This window comes from Enterobacter cloacae complex sp. (genome assembly GCF_900322725.1).
Classification (GTDB): domain Bacteria; phylum Pseudomonadota; class Gammaproteobacteria; order Enterobacterales; family Enterobacteriaceae; genus Enterobacter; species Enterobacter quasihormaechei.
The window spans coordinates 2844874-2863472 of the sequence record NZ_LT991957.1; the positions used below are offsets into that span (position 1 = coordinate 2844874).

16 protein-coding genes are annotated in these 18599 nt (G+C 56.5%); 11 read left to right on the forward strand and 5 right to left on the reverse strand.

The features are described from left to right. Positions 1-6 precede the first annotated feature (6 nt). The 11 genes from ileS (at position 7) to folA (ending at position 14197) form a co-directional block, all read left to right on the forward strand. Positions 7-2823: an isoleucine--tRNA ligase gene (ileS, locus tag DBR02_RS14160; RefSeq protein WP_107534669.1), complete on the forward strand. Its 2817-nt coding sequence runs from the start codon at positions 7-9 to the stop codon at positions 2821-2823. Then, positions 2823-3323 (forward strand): signal peptidase II, encoded by a 501-nt coding sequence (gene lspA, locus DBR02_RS14165; protein WP_063867426.1) that lies wholly within the window; start codon positions 2823-2825, stop codon positions 3321-3323. The genes ileS and lspA overlap by 1 nt, the downstream gene beginning before the upstream one ends. A 95-nt stretch (positions 3324-3418) precedes the next feature. Further along, complete coding sequence (gene fkpB, locus DBR02_RS14170; protein WP_063867427.1) at positions 3419-3868, forward strand: FKBP-type peptidyl-prolyl cis-trans isomerase; 450 nt, start codon at positions 3419-3421, stop codon at positions 3866-3868. Between the two features lies 1 nt (position 3869). Further along, positions 3870-4820: a 4-hydroxy-3-methylbut-2-enyl diphosphate reductase gene (gene ispH / locus DBR02_RS14175; RefSeq protein WP_028015471.1), complete on the forward strand. Its 951-nt coding sequence runs from the start codon at positions 3870-3872 to the stop codon at positions 4818-4820. Between the two features lie 205 nt (positions 4821-5025). After that, positions 5026-5847: a 4-hydroxy-tetrahydrodipicolinate reductase gene (dapB, locus tag DBR02_RS14180; RefSeq protein ID WP_064910144.1), complete on the forward strand. Its 822-nt coding sequence runs from the start codon at positions 5026-5028 to the stop codon at positions 5845-5847. A gap of 454 nt (positions 5848-6301) precedes the next feature. Continuing rightward, on the forward strand, positions 6302-7450 hold the full coding sequence (gene carA / locus DBR02_RS14185) for a glutamine-hydrolyzing carbamoyl-phosphate synthase small subunit (protein ID WP_107534670.1): 1149 nt from the start codon (positions 6302-6304) through the stop codon (positions 7448-7450). 18 nt (positions 7451-7468) lie between these two features. After that, the gene (carB, locus tag DBR02_RS14190; RefSeq protein WP_023315370.1) at positions 7469-10693 is read left to right on the forward strand and encodes a carbamoyl-phosphate synthase large subunit; all 3225 of its coding nucleotides are present in this window, start codon (positions 7469-7471) and stop codon (positions 10691-10693) included. 182 nt (positions 10694-10875) lie between these two features. Further along, a complete protein-coding gene (locus DBR02_RS14195) occupies positions 10876-11109 on the forward strand; it encodes a YgdI/YgdR family lipoprotein (RefSeq protein ID WP_003856439.1) in 234 nt (77 codons plus the stop codon). A gap of 105 nt (positions 11110-11214) precedes the next feature. After that, positions 11215-11745: a glutathione-regulated potassium-efflux system oxidoreductase KefF gene (gene kefF, locus DBR02_RS14200; protein WP_107534671.1), complete on the forward strand. Its 531-nt coding sequence runs from the start codon at positions 11215-11217 to the stop codon at positions 11743-11745. Next, positions 11738-13603, forward strand: coding sequence for a glutathione-regulated potassium-efflux system protein KefC (gene kefC, locus DBR02_RS14205; RefSeq protein WP_107534672.1), 1866 nt, complete (start codon positions 11738-11740; stop codon positions 13601-13603). The genes kefF and kefC overlap by 8 nt, the downstream gene beginning before the upstream one ends. Before the next feature lie 114 nt (positions 13604-13717). Further along, a complete protein-coding gene (folA, locus tag DBR02_RS14215) occupies positions 13718-14197 on the forward strand; it encodes a type 3 dihydrofolate reductase (protein ID WP_003856431.1) in 480 nt (159 codons plus the stop codon). A 38-nt stretch (positions 14198-14235) separates the two neighbouring features. Here folA and apaH read toward each other — a convergent pair whose 3' ends face one another. From apaH to surA, 5 genes are read right to left on the reverse strand one after another with little or no spacing between them, the layout of a single operon-like run. Further along, on the reverse strand, positions 14236-15084 hold the full coding sequence (gene apaH / locus DBR02_RS14220) for a bis(5'-nucleosyl)-tetraphosphatase (symmetrical) ApaH (RefSeq protein ID WP_107534673.1): 849 nt from the start codon (positions 15082-15084) through the stop codon (positions 14236-14238). A gap of 4 nt (positions 15085-15088) precedes the next feature. Next, entirely contained in the window at positions 15089-15466 is a 378-nt protein-coding gene (gene apaG, locus DBR02_RS14225; protein WP_003856425.1) for a Co2+/Mg2+ efflux protein ApaG, read from the reverse strand. Positions 15467-15469: 3 nt separating this feature from the next. Next, the gene (gene rsmA, locus DBR02_RS14230) at positions 15470-16291 is read right to left on the reverse strand and encodes a 16S rRNA (adenine(1518)-N(6)/adenine(1519)-N(6))-dimethyltransferase RsmA (RefSeq protein WP_107534674.1); all 822 of its coding nucleotides are present in this window, start codon (positions 16289-16291) and stop codon (positions 15470-15472) included. Next, the gene (gene pdxA, locus DBR02_RS14235) at positions 16288-17274 is read right to left on the reverse strand and encodes a 4-hydroxythreonine-4-phosphate dehydrogenase PdxA (protein WP_063450687.1); all 987 of its coding nucleotides are present in this window, start codon (positions 17272-17274) and stop codon (positions 16288-16290) included. The genes rsmA and pdxA overlap by 4 nt, the downstream gene beginning before the upstream one ends. Next, positions 17274-18560 carry a peptidylprolyl isomerase SurA gene (gene surA / locus DBR02_RS14240; RefSeq protein ID WP_063867433.1) on the reverse strand — a complete coding sequence of 429 codons (1287 nt, stop codon included), beginning with the start codon at positions 18558-18560 and terminating at the stop codon, positions 17274-17276. The genes pdxA and surA overlap by 1 nt, the downstream gene beginning before the upstream one ends. Between the last annotated feature and the right edge of the window lie 39 nt (positions 18561-18599).

Genomic DNA, 18599 nt, shown 5'->3' on the forward strand with positions numbered 1-18599 from the left:
AATCTGATGAGTGACTATAAATCAACCCTGAATTTGCCGGAAACAGGGTTCCCGATGCGCGGCGATCTCGCCAAGCGCGAACCGGGAATGCTGGCGCGTTGGACCGATGATGACCTGTACGGCATCATTCGTGCAGCCAAAAAAGGCAAAAAAACCTTCATTCTGCACGATGGCCCTCCATATGCGAATGGCAGCATTCATATTGGTCACTCTGTAAACAAGATTCTGAAAGACATTATCGTGAAGTCCAAAGGACTCGCGGGATATGACTCGCCTTACGTTCCGGGTTGGGACTGCCACGGCCTGCCAATCGAGCTGAAAGTTGAGCAAGAGTACGGCAAGCCAGGCGAGAAGTTCACCGCCGCTGAGTTCCGCGCGAAATGCCGCGAATATGCCGCCACCCAGGTTGACGGCCAGCGCGCAGACTTTATCCGTCTGGGCGTGCTGGGCGACTGGTCGCACCCGTACCTGACCATGGACTTCAAAACCGAAGCCAACATCATCCGGGCGCTGGGCAAAATCATCGGTAACGGTCACCTGCACAAAGGCGCTAAGCCGGTGCACTGGTGCGTGGACTGCCGCTCTGCGCTGGCAGAAGCCGAAGTGGAGTATTACGACAAAACGTCTCCTTCTATCGACGTGGCTTTCGAAGCGGTCGATCAGGACGCGATCAAAGCTAAATTCGGTCTGCCTGGCGTAAGCGGCCCGATCTCGCTGGTTATCTGGACCACTACCCCGTGGACGCTGCCAGCCAACCGCGCAATCTCTCTCTCTGGCGAGTTTGAGTACGCGCTGGTGCAGGTTGACGGCCGCGCGGTTATCCTGGCGAAAGATTTGGTTGAAAGCGTGCTGAAGCGCGCGAACATCACCAACTACACCGTGCTGGGCACCGTGAAAGGCGACGCGCTGGAGCTGATGCGCTTCAAACACCCGTTCCTGGACTTCGACGTTCCGGCGATCCTGGGCGACCACGTCACGCTGGACGCGGGTACCGGTGCGGTGCATACCGCTGGCGGTCACGGTCCTGACGATTACAACATCAGCCTGAAATACGGTCTGGAAATCGCCAACCCGGTTGGCCCGGACGGGTCTTACCTGCCTGGCACCTATCCGGCGCTGGACGGTATCAACGTCTTTAAAGCCAACGACATCATCGTTGAGATGCTGCGTGAACGCGGTGCGCTGCTGCACGTTGAAAAAATGCAGCACAGCTATCCGTGCTGCTGGCGTCACAAGACGCCGATCATCTTCCGTGCGACGCCGCAGTGGTTCGTCAGCATGGATCAGAAAGGACTGCGCGAGCAGTCCCTGAAAGAGATCAAGGGCGTGCAGTGGATCCCGGACTGGGGCCAGGCGCGTATCGAATCCATGGTGGCTAACCGTCCTGACTGGTGTATCTCCCGCCAGCGTACCTGGGGCGTGCCGATGTCGCTGTTCGTGCACAAAGAGACGCAGGAACTGCATCCGAACACCCTGGAACTGATGGAAGAAGTGGCGAAGCGCGTTGAAGTTGACGGCATTCAGGCGTGGTGGGATCTCGACGCCCGCGACATCCTGGGCGCGGACGCGGATAACTACGAGAAAGTGCCGGATACTCTGGACGTGTGGTTCGACTCCGGTTCAACCCACGCCTCCGTGGTTGACGTGCGCCCTGAGTTCGCCGGTCACGCTGCCGACATGTATCTGGAAGGGTCTGACCAACACCGCGGCTGGTTCATGTCATCGCTGATGATCTCCACCGCCATGAAGGGCAAAGCACCTTACCGTCAGGTACTGACCCACGGCTTCACCGTGGATGGCCAGGGCCGTAAGATGTCCAAGTCCATCGGTAACACCGTTTCACCGCAGGACGTAATGAACAAGCTGGGCGCGGACATCCTGCGTCTGTGGGTAGCCTCTACCGACTACACCGGCGAAATGGCGGTGTCCGACGAGATCCTGAAACGTGCTGCCGACAGCTATCGTCGTATCCGTAACACCGCGCGTTTCCTGCTGGCGAACCTCAATGGGTTCGATCCGGTAAAAGATATGGTGAAGCCGGAAGAGATGGTCGTGCTCGATCGCTGGGCGGTAGGCTGCGCGAAAGCGGCGCAGGAAGACATCCTGAAAGCGTACGAGTCTTACGATTTCCACGAAGTGGTGCAGCGCCTGATGCGCTTCTGCTCCATCGAGATGGGCTCGTTCTACCTCGACATCATCAAAGACCGTCAGTACACCGCGAAAGCGGACAGCGTGGCGCGCCGCAGCTGTCAGTCTGCGCTGTACCATATCGCAGAAGCGCTGGTGCGCTGGATGGCGCCGATCATGTCCTTCACCGCCGATGAAATCTGGGGTTACCTGCCGGGCGAGCGTGAGAAGTATGTCTTCACCGGCGAGTGGTACGAAGGTCTGTTCGATCTCTCCAGCACCGAAGCGATGAACGATGCCTTCTGGGACGAGCTGCTGAAAGTGCGTGGCGAAGTGAACAAGGTTATCGAGCAGGCGCGTGCTGACAAGAAAGTCGGCGGCTCTCTGGAAGCGGCAGTAACCCTGTACGCCGAACCGGAGCTGGCGGCGAAGCTGACGGCGCTGGGCGATGAATTGCGATTTGTCCTGTTGACCTCCGGTGCGAAAGTTGCGGATTATGCTGACGCGTCTGCTGAGGCTCAGCAGAGCGAACTGCTCAAAGGACTGAAGGTCGCACTGAGCAAAGCCGACGGTGAGAAATGCCCGCGTTGCTGGCATTACACTACCGATGTCGGTCAGGTGGCGGAACACGCAGACATCTGCGGACGCTGTGTAAGCAACGTCGCCGGTGACGGCGAAAAACGTAAGTTTGCCTGATGAGTAAAACTCTCTGTTCAACAGGACTGCGCTGGCTGTGGCTGGTGGTGGTGGTGCTGATTATCGATCTGGGCAGCAAGTTCCTGATCCTCCAGAACTTTGCTCTGGGGGATACGGTCCCGCTGTTCCCGTCGCTTAACCTGCACTACGCCCGCAACTACGGCGCGGCGTTTAGTTTCCTGGCCGACAGCGGTGGCTGGCAGCGCTGGTTCTTCGCAGGTATCGCAATGGGTATCTGCGTTGTGCTGGCGGTGCTGATGTACCGCTCGAAAGCAACGCAAAAGCTGAATAACATCGCCTACGCGCTGATCATTGGCGGCGCGCTGGGCAACCTGTTTGACCGCCTGTGGCACGGCTTTGTGGTCGATATGATCGACTTCTACGTCGGCAACTGGCACTTCGCGACCTTTAACCTCGCCGATAGCGCAATTTGCATCGGTGCGGCGTTAATCGTGCTGGAAGGCTTCTTGCCTAAACCGGCGGCGAAAGAGCAGGCGTAACCAAACCAGCCGGGTGACGCGTAGCGATCCCGGTCTACGGTTAATGTAGGCCCGGTAAGCGCAGCGCCACCGGGCAAAACAAGCGAGCAATTTGCATGTCTAAATCCGTACAGAGCAACAGCGCGGTACTCGTTCACTTCACGCTGAAGCTGGATGACGGCTCCACGGCTGAATCCACCCGCAATAACGGCAAACCGGCGCTGTTTCGTCTGGGCGACACCTCCCTGTCTGAAGGCCTTGAGCAGCAGCTTCTGGGTCTGAAAGAGGGCGAGACAAAGGCGTTTTCGCTTGAGCCGGACGCGGCATTTGGCGTGCCAAGCCCGGATCTGATCCAGTACTTCTCGCGCCGTGAGTTTATGGATGCGGGCGAGCCGGAAATCGGAGCGATTATGCTCTTTACCGCTATGGACGGCAGCGAAATGCCTGGCGTGATCCGCGAAATCAACGGGGACTCCATCACCGTTGACTTCAACCATCCGCTAGCCGGGCGTACCGTTCATTTTGATGTAGAAGTGCTGGAGATCGATCCGGCACTGGAGGCCTGAAATGCAGATCCTGTTGGCTAACCCGCGCGGTTTTTGCGCCGGTGTAGACCGCGCTATCAGCATTGTTGAAAACGCGCTGGAAATTTACGGCGCGCCGATTTACGTGCGTCATGAAGTGGTACATAACCGCTACGTGGTCGACAGCCTGCGCGAGCGCGGGGCGATTTTCATCGAGCAAATCAGCGAAGTGCCGGACGGCGCTATCCTGATCTTCTCCGCGCACGGCGTATCGCAGGCCGTGCGTAACGAAGCCAAAAGCCGCGATCTGACCGTCTTCGACGCCACCTGTCCGCTGGTCACCAAAGTGCATATGGAAGTGGCGCGCGCCAGCCGTCGCGGTGAAGAGTCGATCCTGATTGGTCACGCCGGTCACCCGGAAGTCGAGGGTACCATGGGCCAGTACAGCAACCCGGAAGGGGGGATGTATCTGGTTGAGTCGCCGGAAGATGTCCTGACGCTGAACGTGAAAAACGAAGCGCGTCTGTCGTTTATGACCCAGACCACGCTCTCCGTAGACGACACCTCAGACGTGATTGACGCCCTGCGCCAGCGCTTTCCGAAAATCGTCGGGCCGCGTAAGGATGATATCTGCTACGCCACCACTAACCGTCAGGAAGCGGTGCGCGCGCTGGCGGAACAGGCGGACGTGGTGCTGGTGGTCGGTTCAAAAAACTCCTCTAACTCTAACCGTCTGGCCGAACTGGCACAGCGAATGGGCAAGGCGGCGTTTTTAATCGACGACGCAACGGACATCCAGGAAGCGTGGGTTAAAAACGCGGCCTGCGTCGGCGTCACCGCAGGGGCTTCTGCGCCGGATATCCTCGTGCAAAACGTCATTGCCCGCCTGCAAGAGCTGGGCGGTGGTGAAGCCGTTCCGCTCGAAGGCCGCGAAGAGAATATCGTCTTCGAAGTGCCGAAAGAGCTGCGAATCGACGCCCGCGAAGTGGAATAACTTCTTTTCTGATGAAAGGCCAGCACCTCCTGTGCTGGCCTTTTTTTTGCCCCGGACTTTATCGTGACGACAAAATCATGTCTTTTACTGATATCTGAGTCGGTTTCACGTTAAATTCTAATTATAGGTGTTTTCAGTTGGCAGCCATTACGAAGGCTGGTTAATCTGAAAACGGTTTACATCATTTTAACGTAAGAGAATAACTATGCATGATGCACAGATCCGTGTCGCCATTGCGGGCGCGGGTGGACGTATGGGTCGCCAGTTGATTCAGGCGGCAATACAAATGGAAGGCGTGGCACTCGGCGCGGCGCTGGAACGTGAAGGTTCATCCCTGCTGGGATCCGATGCGGGTGAACTGGCCGGCGCGGGTAAGACAGGCGTTACCGTTCAGAGCAGCCTTGATGCGGTGAAAGATGACTTTGACGTGTTCATCGACTTTACCCGTCCGGAAGGTACGCTGACTCACCTGGCGTTTTGCCGCCAGCACGGTAAAGGGATGGTGATTGGCACCACCGGCTTCGATGATGCGGGTAAACAGGCCATTCAGGATGCAGCCACCGACATTGCGATTGTCTTTGCCGCGAACTTTAGCGTAGGCGTTAACGTCATGCTGAAGCTGCTGGAAAAGGCGGCGAAGGTGATGGGCGACTACACCGACATTGAGATTATTGAAGCGCACCACCGTCATAAGGTTGATGCCCCATCAGGCACGGCGCTGGCGATGGGCGAAGCGATTGCTTATGCAATGGATAAAGATTTAAAAGACATCGCAGTCTATTCCCGTGAAGGGCATACCGGAGAACGCGTGCCGGGCACCATTGGTTTCGCAACCGTCCGGGCAGGCGATATCGTCGGCGAACATACGGCGATGTTCGCCGATATTGGTGAACGTGTTGAGATTACACACAAAGCGTCAAGCCGCATGACGTTCGCCAATGGCGCAGTACGTTCCGCGTTGTGGCTGAAATCGAAAGAAAAGGGCCTTTTTGATATGCGAGATGTGCTTGATCTCACTAATTTGTAAGCATTATTACCCATCGTGATGTGGTTATTGCAGTCGTAATGTATTGATTGCATAGGGCAATAATTTATTGCCCTCTTATTTTATCTGTTTTAGATGAAATTTGGTTGTTAATGGTTATAAAGCTAAGTTTTATGCCATTATTCTGTGAATTGAATGTAAATTTTGACCATTTGGTCCACTTTTTATCACTCCCGCCTCTCAAATTCCATAAAACCTACCGCGCAAGCGTTTCCCAGGATGATTTACCTGATCTTTTTGCCCTTTAAATCCCATTCAAGCCGCCAGTCATGCAAAAGAATAAACAAAATACCCGTTTTAAGTTGACTTTTACATGCCAAATCCCCAGAATGCCGCCGTTTGCCAAAAATCCGCTGGCAACACATTTGCATTGATTCGTGACGTGGTTATGAATTAATATGCAAATAAAGTGAGTGAATATTCTCTGGAGGGTGTTTTGATTAAGTCAGCGCTATTGGTTCTGGAAGACGGAACCCAGTTTATCGGTCGGGCCATAGGGGCAACGGGTTCGGCGGTTGGGGAAGTCGTTTTCAATACTTCAATGACCGGTTATCAAGAAATCCTCACTGATCCTTCCTATTCTCGCCAAATCGTTACTCTTACTTATCCTCATATCGGCAATGTCGGCACCAATGCGGCTGACGAAGAATCCTCTCAGGTACATGCGCAAGGCCTGGTCATTCGTGACCTGCCGCTGATTGCCAGCAACTTCCGCAACACCGAAGACCTCTCTTCTTACCTGAAGCGCCATAACATTGTGGCGATTGCCGATATCGATACCCGCAAGCTGACGCGTCTGCTGCGCGAGAAGGGTGCACAGAACGGCTGCATCATCGCAGGGGATAACCTCGACGCGACGCTGGCGCTGGAAAAAGCGAAAGCCTTCCCGGGCCTGAACGGTATGGACCTGGCGAAAGAAGTGACTACCGCCGAAGCCTACAGCTGGACGCAGGGGAGCTGGACGCTGGAAGGCGACCTGCCGGAAGCGAAAAAAGAGAACGAACTGCCGGTCCACGTGGTGGCCTACGATTTTGGTGCCAAGCGCAACATCCTGCGTATGCTGGTTGACCGTGGCTGCCGCCTGACGGTGGTTCCGGCGCAAACGTCCGCTGAAGACGTGCTGAAGATGAACCCGGACGGCATCTTCCTTTCTAACGGCCCAGGCGACCCGGCGCCGTGCGATTACGCTATCGACGCCATCAAGTCCTTCCTCGAAACCGATATTCCGGTATTCGGCATCTGCCTCGGCCATCAGCTGCTGGCGCTGGCGAGCGGAGCCAACACCGTGAAGATGAAGTTTGGCCACCACGGTGGGAACCACCCGGTGAAAGACATCGACAACAACACGGTGATGATTACCGCGCAGAACCACGGCTTTGCCGTCGATGAAGCCTCGATGCCCGCTAATCTGCGCGTGACGCACAAATCCCTGTTCGATGGCACCTTGCAGGGCATCCATCGCACCGATAAGCCTGCGTTCAGCTTCCAGGGCCACCCTGAAGCCAGCCCGGGCCCGCACGATGCCGCGCCGCTGTTCGATCACTTCATCGAACTTATCGAGCAATACCGTAAGACCGCTAAATAATCAGGAGCTGAGAAGACCATGCCAAAACGTACAGACATAAAAAGCATCCTGATCCTTGGCGCTGGCCCGATCGTGATCGGCCAGGCCTGTGAATTTGACTACTCCGGCGCGCAGGCGTGTAAAGCCCTGCGCGAAGAGGGTTACCGCGTCATCCTGGTGAACTCTAACCCGGCCACCATCATGACCGACCCGGAAATGGCAGATGCGACCTACATCGAGCCAATTCACTGGGAAGTGGTACGCAAAATCATCGAGAAAGAGCGTCCGGACGCGGTGCTGCCAACCATGGGCGGCCAGACGGCGCTGAACTGCGCGCTGGAGCTGGAGCGTCAGGGTGTGCTGGAAGAGTTCGGCGTGACCATGATCGGTGCAACCGCCGACGCGATTGATAAAGCTGAAGACCGTCGCCGCTTCGACGTGGCGATGAAAAAAATCGGCCTCGACACCGCGCGTTCCGGTATTGCGCATAACATGGAAGAAGCGCTGGCCGTTGCGGCTGAAGTAGGTTATCCGTGCATCATCCGTCCTTCCTTCACCATGGGCGGCACCGGCGGCGGTATTGCCTACAACCGCGAAGAGTTCGAAGAGATTTGCGAGCGCGGCCTGGATCTCTCCCCAACCAAAGAACTGCTGATTGATGAATCGCTGATTGGCTGGAAAGAGTACGAGATGGAAGTGGTGCGTGATAAAAACGACAACTGCATCATCGTCTGCTCCATCGAAAACTTCGATGCGATGGGGATCCACACCGGCGACTCCATCACCGTTGCGCCAGCCCAGACGCTGACCGACAAAGAGTATCAAATCATGCGTAACGCCTCGATGGCGGTACTGCGTGAAATCGGCGTGGAAACCGGCGGCTCTAACGTGCAGTTCTCGGTGAACCCGAAAACCGGTCGTCTGATCGTTATCGAAATGAACCCGCGCGTGTCCCGTTCCTCCGCGCTGGCCTCTAAAGCCACCGGCTTCCCGATTGCGAAAGTGGCGGCGAAGCTGGCGGTGGGTTATACCCTCGACGAGCTGATGAACGACATCACCGGTGGCCGCACGCCAGCCTCCTTCGAGCCGTCTATCGACTACGTTGTGACCAAAATCCCACGCTTCAACTTCGAGAAATTCGCCGGCGCTAACGACCGTCTGACGACCCAGATGAAATCTGTGGGTGAAGTGATGGCGATTGGCCGCACGCAGCAGGAATCCCTGCAAAAAGCGCTGCGCGGCCTGGAAGTGGGCGCGACCGGCTTTGACCCGAAAGTGAGCCTGGACGACCCTGAAGCATTGACCAAAATTCGCCGCGAGCTGAAAGACGCGGGTGCAGAGCGTATCTGGTACATCGCCGATGCCTTCCGCGCGGGCCTGTCCGTTGACGGCGTATTTAACCTGACTAACATCGACCGCTGGTTCCTGGTGCAGATTGAAGAGCTGGTGCGTCTGGAAGAGAAAGTGGCGGAGCTGGGCATCAACGGCCTGGACGCAGACTTCCTGCGCATGCTGAAGCGTAAAGGCTTCGCCGATGCGCGTCTGGCTAAACTGGCGGGCGTGCGTGAAGCGGAAATCCGCAAGCTGCGCGACCAGTATGACCTGCACCCGGTTTACAAGCGCGTGGACACCTGTGCGGCAGAGTTCTCGACCGATACCGCGTACATGTACTCCACTTATGAAGACGAGTGCGAGGCGAACCCGTCCGTCGACCGCGACAAGATCATGGTGCTGGGCGGCGGTCCAAACCGTATCGGCCAGGGCATCGAGTTCGATTACTGCTGCGTACACGCCTCGCTGGCGCTGCGCGAAGACGGGTACGAGACCATCATGGTCAACTGTAACCCGGAAACCGTTTCTACCGACTACGACACCTCCGACCGCCTCTACTTCGAGCCGGTAACCCTGGAAGACGTGCTGGAAATCGTGCGCATCGAGAAGCCAAAAGGCGTGATCGTGCAGTACGGCGGCCAGACTCCGCTGAAGCTGGCGCGCGCGCTGGAAGCCGCAGGCGTGCCGGTTATCGGCACCAGCCCGGACGCGATTGACCGCGCGGAAGACCGTGAACGTTTCCAGCAGGCGGTTGACCGTCTGAAGCTGAAACAGCCGGCGAACGCCACCGTAACCGCCATTGAAATGGCCGTTGAGAAGGCGAAAGAGATTGGCTACCCGCTGGTGGTGCGCCCGTCCTACGTGCTGGGCGGCCGCGCGATGGAAATCGTCTACGACGAAGCCGACCTGCGCCGCTACTTCCAGACGGCGGTGAGCGTTTCCAACGATGCGCCAGTGCTGCTTGACCGCTTCCTCGACGACGCGGTTGAGGTGGACGTGGATGCTATCTGCGACGGCGAAATGGTGCTGATTGGCGGCATCATGGAGCATATCGAGCAGGCAGGCGTGCACTCCGGTGACTCCGCCTGTTCTCTGCCGGCCTACACGCTGAGCCAGGAAATTCAGGACGTGATGCGCCAGCAGGTGCAGAAGCTGGCCTTTGAGTTGCAGGTTCGTGGCCTGATGAACGTTCAGTTCGCGGTGAAAGACAACGAAGTTTACCTGATTGAAGTCAACCCGCGTGCGGCGCGTACCGTACCGTTCGTCTCTAAAGCAACCGGTATTCCGCTGGCGAAAGTGGCGGCGCGCGTGATGGCTGGCCAGACGCTGGCGCAGCAGGGCGTCACCAAAGAAATCATCCCGCCGTATTACTCGGTGAAAGAGGTGGTGCTGCCGTTTAACAAATTCCCAGGCGTTGACCCGCTGTTAGGGCCAGAGATGCGCTCTACCGGGGAAGTGATGGGCGTGGGCCGTACCTTCGCAGAAGCGTTTGCCAAGGCGCAGCTGGGCAGCAGCTCTACCATGAGAAAATCGGGCCGTGCGCTGCTCTCCGTTCGCGAAGGCGATAAAGAGCGCGTGGTTGACCTGGCCGCCAAGCTGCTGAAACAGGGCTTCGAGCTGGACGCAACCCACGGTACGGCGATTGTGCTGGGTGAAGCGGGTATCAACCCGCGTCTGGTGAACAAAGTGCATGAAGGTCGTCCGCACATTCAGGACCGCATCAAGAATGGCGAGTACACCTACATCATTAACACCACCGCAGGTCGCCAGGCGATTGAAGACTCCAAGCTGATTCGCCGCAGCGCGCTCCAGTACAAAGTGCACTACGACACCACCCTGAACGGCGGTTTCGCGACGGCCATGGCGCTGAATGCGGACGCCACCGAGAAGGTGATTTCGGTGCAGGAAATGCACGCTCAGATTAGCAAATAATCTGCGTAGGCCCGGCAAGCGGTAGCGCCGCCGGGCATATGGCGGGTGGCGCTTCGCTTACCCGCCCTACGGTTTTCTTTACCCATCTTAAGAACCTTCTGGTTTTTCATCCGCTTTCAGTCAGTTAGCCTAAAATAGTTAGGTCGATAACGAAAATTCAACTGAGAGCAGGGGAAAACACCATGCAAAATAAACTACTGATCGCTTCCGTTCTGGCTGCCACCGCAATGTTCACCGTAGCGGGCTGTTCGTCCAATCAGGCCGTAAAAACCACCGATGGCAAAACAATTGTCACCGACGGGAAACCGCAGGTGGATGACGATACCGGGCTGGTGTCGTACAAAAACGCCGAAACCGGTCAGACTGAACAAATTAACCGCGACCAGGTGAAATCCATGGGCGAACTGGATAACTAATTCAGTTTTCTGACGTTAGCCCGTCAATAATATTCACTATTAGCCTGTTGAATTACTGTCTACACTCTTCTGGTAAAAGAAGGCAGTAAAACAACAGGCTACTCAATGATTCTGATAATTTATGCGCACCCTTATCCGCAGCACTCGCACGCGAATAAGCGGATGCTTGAGCAGGCAAGGACGCTCGAAAACGTAGAGATACGTTCCCTCTATCAACTCTATCCCGATTTTAATATCGATATCGCCGCCGAACAGGAGGCGCTCTCTCGTGCCGATCTGATCGTCTGGCAGCATCCGATGCAGTGGTACAGTACGCCACCGCTGCTGAAACTGTGGATCGACAAAGTCTTCTCGCACGGTTGGGCATACGGACACAACGGCAAAGCGCTTCAGGGCAAAAGCCTGATGTGGGCCGTAACCACCGGCGGCGGTGAAAGCCACTTTGAAATTGGCGCTTTCCCGGGTTTTGAGGTGCTGGCGCAGCCGCTTCAGGCTACCGCCCTTTACTGTGGCCTGACCTGGCTTCCGCCTTTTGCAATGCACTGTACCTTTATCTGCGACGATGAAACCTTGCAGGCGCAGGCTCGTCACTACAAACAACGTTTACTCGAGTGGCAGGAGGCGCACAATGGATAGCCATACGCTGATACAGGCGCTGATTTACCTCGGCGCGGCGGCATTAATTGTGCCGGTAGCGGTGCGTCTGGGGCTGGGCTCGGTCCTCGGCTATCTGATTGCCGGATGTGTCATTGGCCCCTGGGGCTTCCGCCTGGTGACGGATGCCGAGTCGATCCTGCATTTTGCAGAGATCGGCGTGGTGCTGATGCTGTTTGTGATTGGTCTGGAGCTGGATCCGCAGCGGCTGTGGAAGCTGCGCGCCTCGGTATTTGGCGGAGGCGCTCTGCAAATGCTGGCCTGCGGCCTGCTGTTAGGCGGATTCTGCATTTTGTTAGGCATGGAGTGGAAAGTCGCGGAGCTGATCGGCATGACGCTGGCGCTCTCCTCGACGGCGATTGCCATGCAGGCAATGAACGAGCGTAACCTGACTGTCTCGCAAATGGGTCGCAGCGCCTTTTCCGTTCTGCTGTTCCAGGATATTGCTGCGATCCCGCTGGTGGCGATGATCCCGCTGCTGGCAACCAGCGGTGCGTCAACGACGCTGGGAGCATTTGCCCTCTCGGCGCTGAAGGTTGTCGGCGCGCTGGCGCTGGTGATCCTGCTGGGCCGCTACGTAACGCGTCCGCTGCTGCGCTTTGTTGCGCGCTCTGGCCTGCGCGAAGTGTTCAGCGCCGTTGCGTTATTCCTGGTGTTTGGTTTTGGATTGCTGCTGGAAGAGGCCGGGCTGTCGATGGCGATGGGTGCCTTCCTCGCGGGCGTTTTACTGGCAAGCTCCGAATACCGGCACGCGCTGGAAAGCGATATCGAGCCGTTTAAAGGGCTGCTGCTGGGGCTGTTTTTCATCGGCGTCGGGATGTCTATCGACTTCGGAACGCTGGTCACCCATCCGCTGCGCATCATCATTCTGCTGGTGGGCTTCCTGGTTATTAAAATGACCATGCTGTGGCTGATTGCCCGTCCGTTAAACGTGCCAAAACCGCAGCGCCGCTGGTTTGCCGTGCTGCTGGGGCAGGGGAGTGAGTTTGCATTCGTGGTCTTTGGCGCGGCGCAAATGGCCAACGTGCTCGATCCGGAATGGGCAAAAGCCCTGACGCTGGCGGTCGCGCTGTCGATGGCCGCAACGCCGATCCTGCTGGTGCTGCTGACGCGTCTGGAAAAAGCGGGAAGCGAACAGGAACGAGAAGCCGACGAGATCGACGAAGAGCAGCCGCGCGTAATCATCGCTGGGTTTGGCCGCTTCGGGCAAATCACTGGCCGTTTACTGCTCTCCAGCGGTGTGAAAATGGTTATCCTCGATCACGATCCCGACCATGTCGATACGCTGCGTAAGTTCGATATGAAGGTGTTTTACGGCGATGCGACCCGGGTTGACCTGCTGGAATCCGCCGGCGCGGCGAAGGCCGAGGTGCTGATTAACGCCATCGACGATCCTGAGACCAGCATGCAGATGGTTGAGCTGGTCAAAGAGCACTTCCCGAACCTGACGATTATCTCGCGTGCGCGCGATGTGGATCACTACATCCAGCTGCGTCAGGCGGGAGTGGCGGCACCGGAGCGTGAAACCTTCGAAGGGGCGCTCAAATCGGGCCGTATGGCGCTGGAAAGCCTGGGGCTTGGCGCGTATGAAGCGCGTGAGCGTGCCGATCTGTTCCGCCGTTTTAATCATGAGATGGTGGAAGAGATGGTGGCGATGGCGAGCAGTACGGCAACCGAACGCGCAGCGGTGTTTAAACGCACCAGCACCATGCTGACGGAGATCATTAACGAGGATCGTAATCACCTGTCGCTGGTTCAGCGCCACGGCTGGCAAGGAACGGAAGAGGGCAAGCATACCGGTAATCCGGAAGATGAACCGGAGAGTAAACCCTCCGCGTGAAGTGGAGTTGCCAGCAATATTAAAAAATTTCTAATTCTTTACCCTGCCGCCAGTCGACGAAAGATTAAGCTTTCCGTATAGTGGCGGCAATTTTTTGCATCCGGGAAATTTTCAATGATCAGTCTGATTGCAGCGCTGGCGGTAGACCGCGTTATCGGCATGGAAAACGCCATGCCGTGGAACCTGCCTGCCGATCTCGCATGGTTTAAACGTACGACGTTAAACAAGCCGGTAGTGATGGGCCGCCTGACCTGGGAGTCGATTGGTCGTCCATTGCCAGGGCGTAAGAATATTGTGATCAGTAGCCAGCCGGGCACAGACGATCGCGTTCAGTGGGTTAAGTCCGTTGATGAAGCGATTGCCGCCTGCGGTGATGCCGAAGAGATCATGGTGATCGGCGGCGGTCGTGTTTATGAGCAGTTCCTGCCAAAAGCGCAGAAGCTGTATCTGACCCACATTGATGCGGAAGTGGAAGGGGATACGCATTTCCCGGATTACGATCCGGATGAGTGGGAGTCCGTGTTCAGCGAGTTTCACGATGCGGATGCGCAAAACTCACACAGCTACTGCTTCGAAATTCTGGAACGTCGTTAACGGTTTTATCCTCTCCCGGTGGGAGAGGATAAACGTCCTCAGGAAGCGACCGCTTCACCCTCACCTAAGTCCAGCTGTCGGTTGGATGGCTGCACAAAGTAAGTTTTATCTTCCCAGCGTAAGCAGGTTAAATCCCCACCCCAGCAGCATCCGGTATCCAGCGCATAGATATTTTCCGGCGTACCTTTCCCTTCCAGCGAGGCCCAGTGGCCAAATACCACGCTGTATTCATTCGTCACGGGGCCCGGAATGGCAAACCACGGCTTAAGCGGCGCAGGGGCATTTTCCGGCGTATCTTTGCAATACATATCCAACTGCCCGTTAGGGAAGCAGTAGCGCATCCGCGTAAACGCATTGGTGATAAAACGCAGTCGCGCCAGGCCGCTGAGGTCATCACTCCAGTTGTTCGGCATGTCGCCGTACATCGCATCGAGGAAGAACGGATAGGAATCGCTCGCCAGCACCGCTTCCGCGTCGCGCGCGCAGGTTTTTGCCGTCTCAAGATCCCACTGAGGCGTGATGCCGGCATGGGCCATCACCAGTTTTTTCTCTTCGTCAATCTGGAGCAGCGGCTGGCGACGCAGCCAGTTGAGCAACTCGTCGGCGTCCGGTGCTTCCAGCAGAGGGGTAATACGATCTTTCGGCTTATTACGGCTGATCCCGGCGTATACGGCCAGTAAATGCAGATCGTGGTTGCCCAGCACCAGCCGCACGCTGTCGCCCAGAGATTTGACATAGCGGAGGACGTCCAGCGAGCCTGGACCGCGCGCCACTAAGTCGCCTGTGAGCCAGAGCGTGTCCTGCTCGGGAATAAAGTCGACCTGTTTTAATAATGCGATCAGTTCATCGTAGCAACCGTGAACGTCGCCAATCAGATATGTAGACATTAGATTAATGAATAAGTGTAGGTACGGCGAGACGGAATACGGGAATGGCAATGCGGAAGGCATTACCGTCGGCATCGACCATTTCGTAATGGCCCTGCATGGTGCCCAGCGGCGTTTCAATTACCGCGCCGCTGGTGTACTGATACTCTTCGCCAGGGGCGATATGAGGTTGTTCACCGACCACACCTTCACCCTGGACTTCAATTTCGCGGCCATTGCCGTTGGTGATAAGCCAGTAGCGCCCGAGCAGCTGCACGGGCATCCGCCCCAGATTGCGAATGGTTACGGTATAAGCAAAGACAAAACGTTCTTCATCCGGTGTGGATTGGGACTCAATGTAGACGCTTTGAACCTGAACACAGACGCGGGGCGAATCAATCATGGCTTAGCTCTCCTTCGGCGGCGCATTGTCGCTGATGTAATTAGCCAGCTTGCAGTACTGCTCAACGGAAATATTTTCCGCACGCATTACCGGGTCGATACCCAACTCAGCTAACACGTCAACGGTAAACAGATTGCCAAGGCTGTTACGAATCGTTTTACGACGCTGGTTAAAGGCTTCAGTGGTAATACGGCTCAGCACGCGCAGGTCTTTGACCGGGTACGGCATCGTTTTATGCGGCACCAGGCGTACCACCGCAGAATCCACTTTTGGCGGCGGCGTGAACGCGGTAGGCGGTACTTCTAAAACCGGGATCACGTTGCAATAATATTGCGCCATCACGCTTAAACGACCATACGCCTTACTGTTCGGCCCTGCAACCAGACGGTTAACGACCTCTTTTTGTAGCATGAAGTGCATGTCGGCAATGGCATCAGTATAGCTAAACAGATGGAACATCAGCGGGGTGGAGATGTTGTACGGCAGGTTACCGAACACGCGCAGCGGCTGGCCCATTTTTTCTGACAGTTCGCCGAAGTTCATGGTCATCGCATCTTGCTGATAAATCGTCAGCTTCGGCCCGAGGAACGGATGCGTTTGCAGACGCGCGGCCAGATCGCGGTCAAGTTCGATAACGGTCAGTTCGTCAAGGCGTTCGCCTACCGGCTCGGTCAGCGCGGCAAGACCCGGGCCGATTTCGACCATGGCCTGGCCTTTCTGCGGATTAATGGCAGAGACGATGCTGTCGATCACGAACTGATCGTTGAGAAAGTTTTGCCCGAAGCGTTTACGGGCTAAGTGGCCCTGATGGACTCGATTAGTCATTGAGTATTAACAATCATTTTGATGGCGAGATTAAGCGCCGTAATAAAACTGCCGACATCCGCTTTTCCCTGGCCTGCCAGATCAAGCGCAGTACCGTGGTCAACGGACGTTCGAATAAAGGGTAAACCGAGGGTGATATTCACCCCGCGGCCAAAGCCCTGGTATTTTAGCACGGGCAGACCCTGATCGTGGTACATCGCGAGCACGGCGTCAGCATTATCCAGGTATTTGGGCTGGAAAAGGGTGTCGGCAGGCAATGGCCCGCTGAGGTTCATCCCCTTCGCCCGCATCTCCTCAAGTACCGGAATGATGGTGTCGATCTCTTCGGTGCCCATATGTCCGCCCTCACCCGCGTGCGGATTCAGGCCACAAACCAGCACATGCGGCTGCGGAATGCCGAATTTGGTTTGCAGATCGTGATGCAAAATGCCGATGATCTCACGCAGGAGTTCAGGCGTAATGGCATCCGGAATGGCTTTGATGGGCAGGTGAGTCGTAACCAGCGCAACGCGCATTTCTTCGGTTGCCAGCATCATGACCACTTTCGGGCTGTGCGAACGCTCTTCGAAAAATTCGGTATGCCCGGTAAACGGAATGCCCGCGTCGTTGATGACCCCTTTATGCACCGGACCGGTGATCAGGGCGGCAAATTCGCCCTTCAGACACCCGTCACAGGCGCGCGCCAGCGTCTCGACAACGTAGTGGCCGTTTTCGGTGTGTAACTCACCGGGGACAACAGGTGCACGAAGCGGAACAGAGAGCAGGGTGAGGGTGCCAGCCTGCTGCGGTGCGGGCTGTTGGCCTTCAACGTATGGGATGAGCGTTAAAGGCAGACCGAGCAAGGCTGCCCGGTCTTGTAACAGTGTTGCATCAGCGCAGACAACCAGCTCGACTGGCCAGCTACGCTGGGCGAGCTGAACCACAAGGTCAGGCCCAATCCCGGCGGGTTCGCCGGGAGTGATCGCAACACGATGCGGCTTCATCAGTTGCTCAGGACCTTCACGTAAGCGCTGGCGCGTTGTTCCTGCATCCAGGTTGCGGCTTCTTCAGAGAACTTACGGTTGAACAGCATACGATACGCTCGGTCTTTCTGTGCCGCGTCGGTTTTATCCACGTTGCGGGTGTCCATCAGCTGGATCAGATGCCAGCCGAAGGAGGAGTGCACTGGTGCGCTCATCTGGCCTTTGTTCAGCTTCATTAACGCATCGCGGAAAGCCGGATCGTAAATATCGGCTGCCGCCCAACCCAGGTCGCCGCCCTGGTTAGCAGAGCCAGGATCCTGAGAGAACTCTTTTGCCGCTTTATCAAAGGTGGTTTTACCGCTCTTGATGTCTGCCGCGATCTGTTCCAGCTTCGCACGGGCCTGATCGTCAGTCATGATCGGAGACGGTTTAAGCAGGATATGACGCGCGTGAACTTCGGTGACGGAAATGTTCTGGCTCTGACCGCGCAGATCGTTCACTTTCAGAATGTGGAAGCCCACACCGGAACGGATAGGACCGACGATGTCGCCTTTCTTCGCCGTGCTCAGCGCCTGTGCAAACAGGGATGGCAGCTCCTGAATACGTCCCCAGCCCATCTGGCCGCCTTTCAGCGCCTGCTGATCAGCAGAGTACGTGATGGCCAGCTTGCCGAAGTCATCGCCATTCCGCGCCTGCTCAACGATAGCGCGCGCCTGGCTTTCTGCCTCAGCCGCCTGATCGGAGGTTGGGTTTTCCGGCAGTGGGATCAGGATGTGGCTCAGGTTAAGCTCGGTGCTGGCATCATTCTGATTACCCACCTGTTTTGCCAGAGCTTCCACTTCCTGAGGCAGGATGGTGACGCGGCGACGGACTTCATTATTACGCACTTCTGAAATCAGCATCTCTTTACGGATCTGATTACGGTAGGTGGCATAGCTGATGCCGTCATAGGCCAGGCGGCTACGCATCTGATCCGGGGTAATGTTGTTCTGCTTTGCGATGTTGGCGATCGCCTGATCGAGCTGCTCGTCAGAGATCGTCACGCCCATTTTCTGGCCCATTTGCAGGACAATCTGATCCATGATCAGACGTTCCAGGATCTGGTGGCGCAGCGTGGCGTCATCCGGAAGTTGTTGACCTGCTTCGCCCGAATTGAGCTTTACAGATTTCATCAAACCGTCAACGTCACTTTCAAGCACGACGCCGTTGTTAACCACAGCCGCGACTTTATCGACAACCTGTGGGGCCGCGAAGCTGGTATTCGCAACCATAGCGACACCGAGTAGCAGCGTTTTCCAGTTCTTCATACTTTTTCCATTTCAATTAACCGCAAAGCGGATTACGTT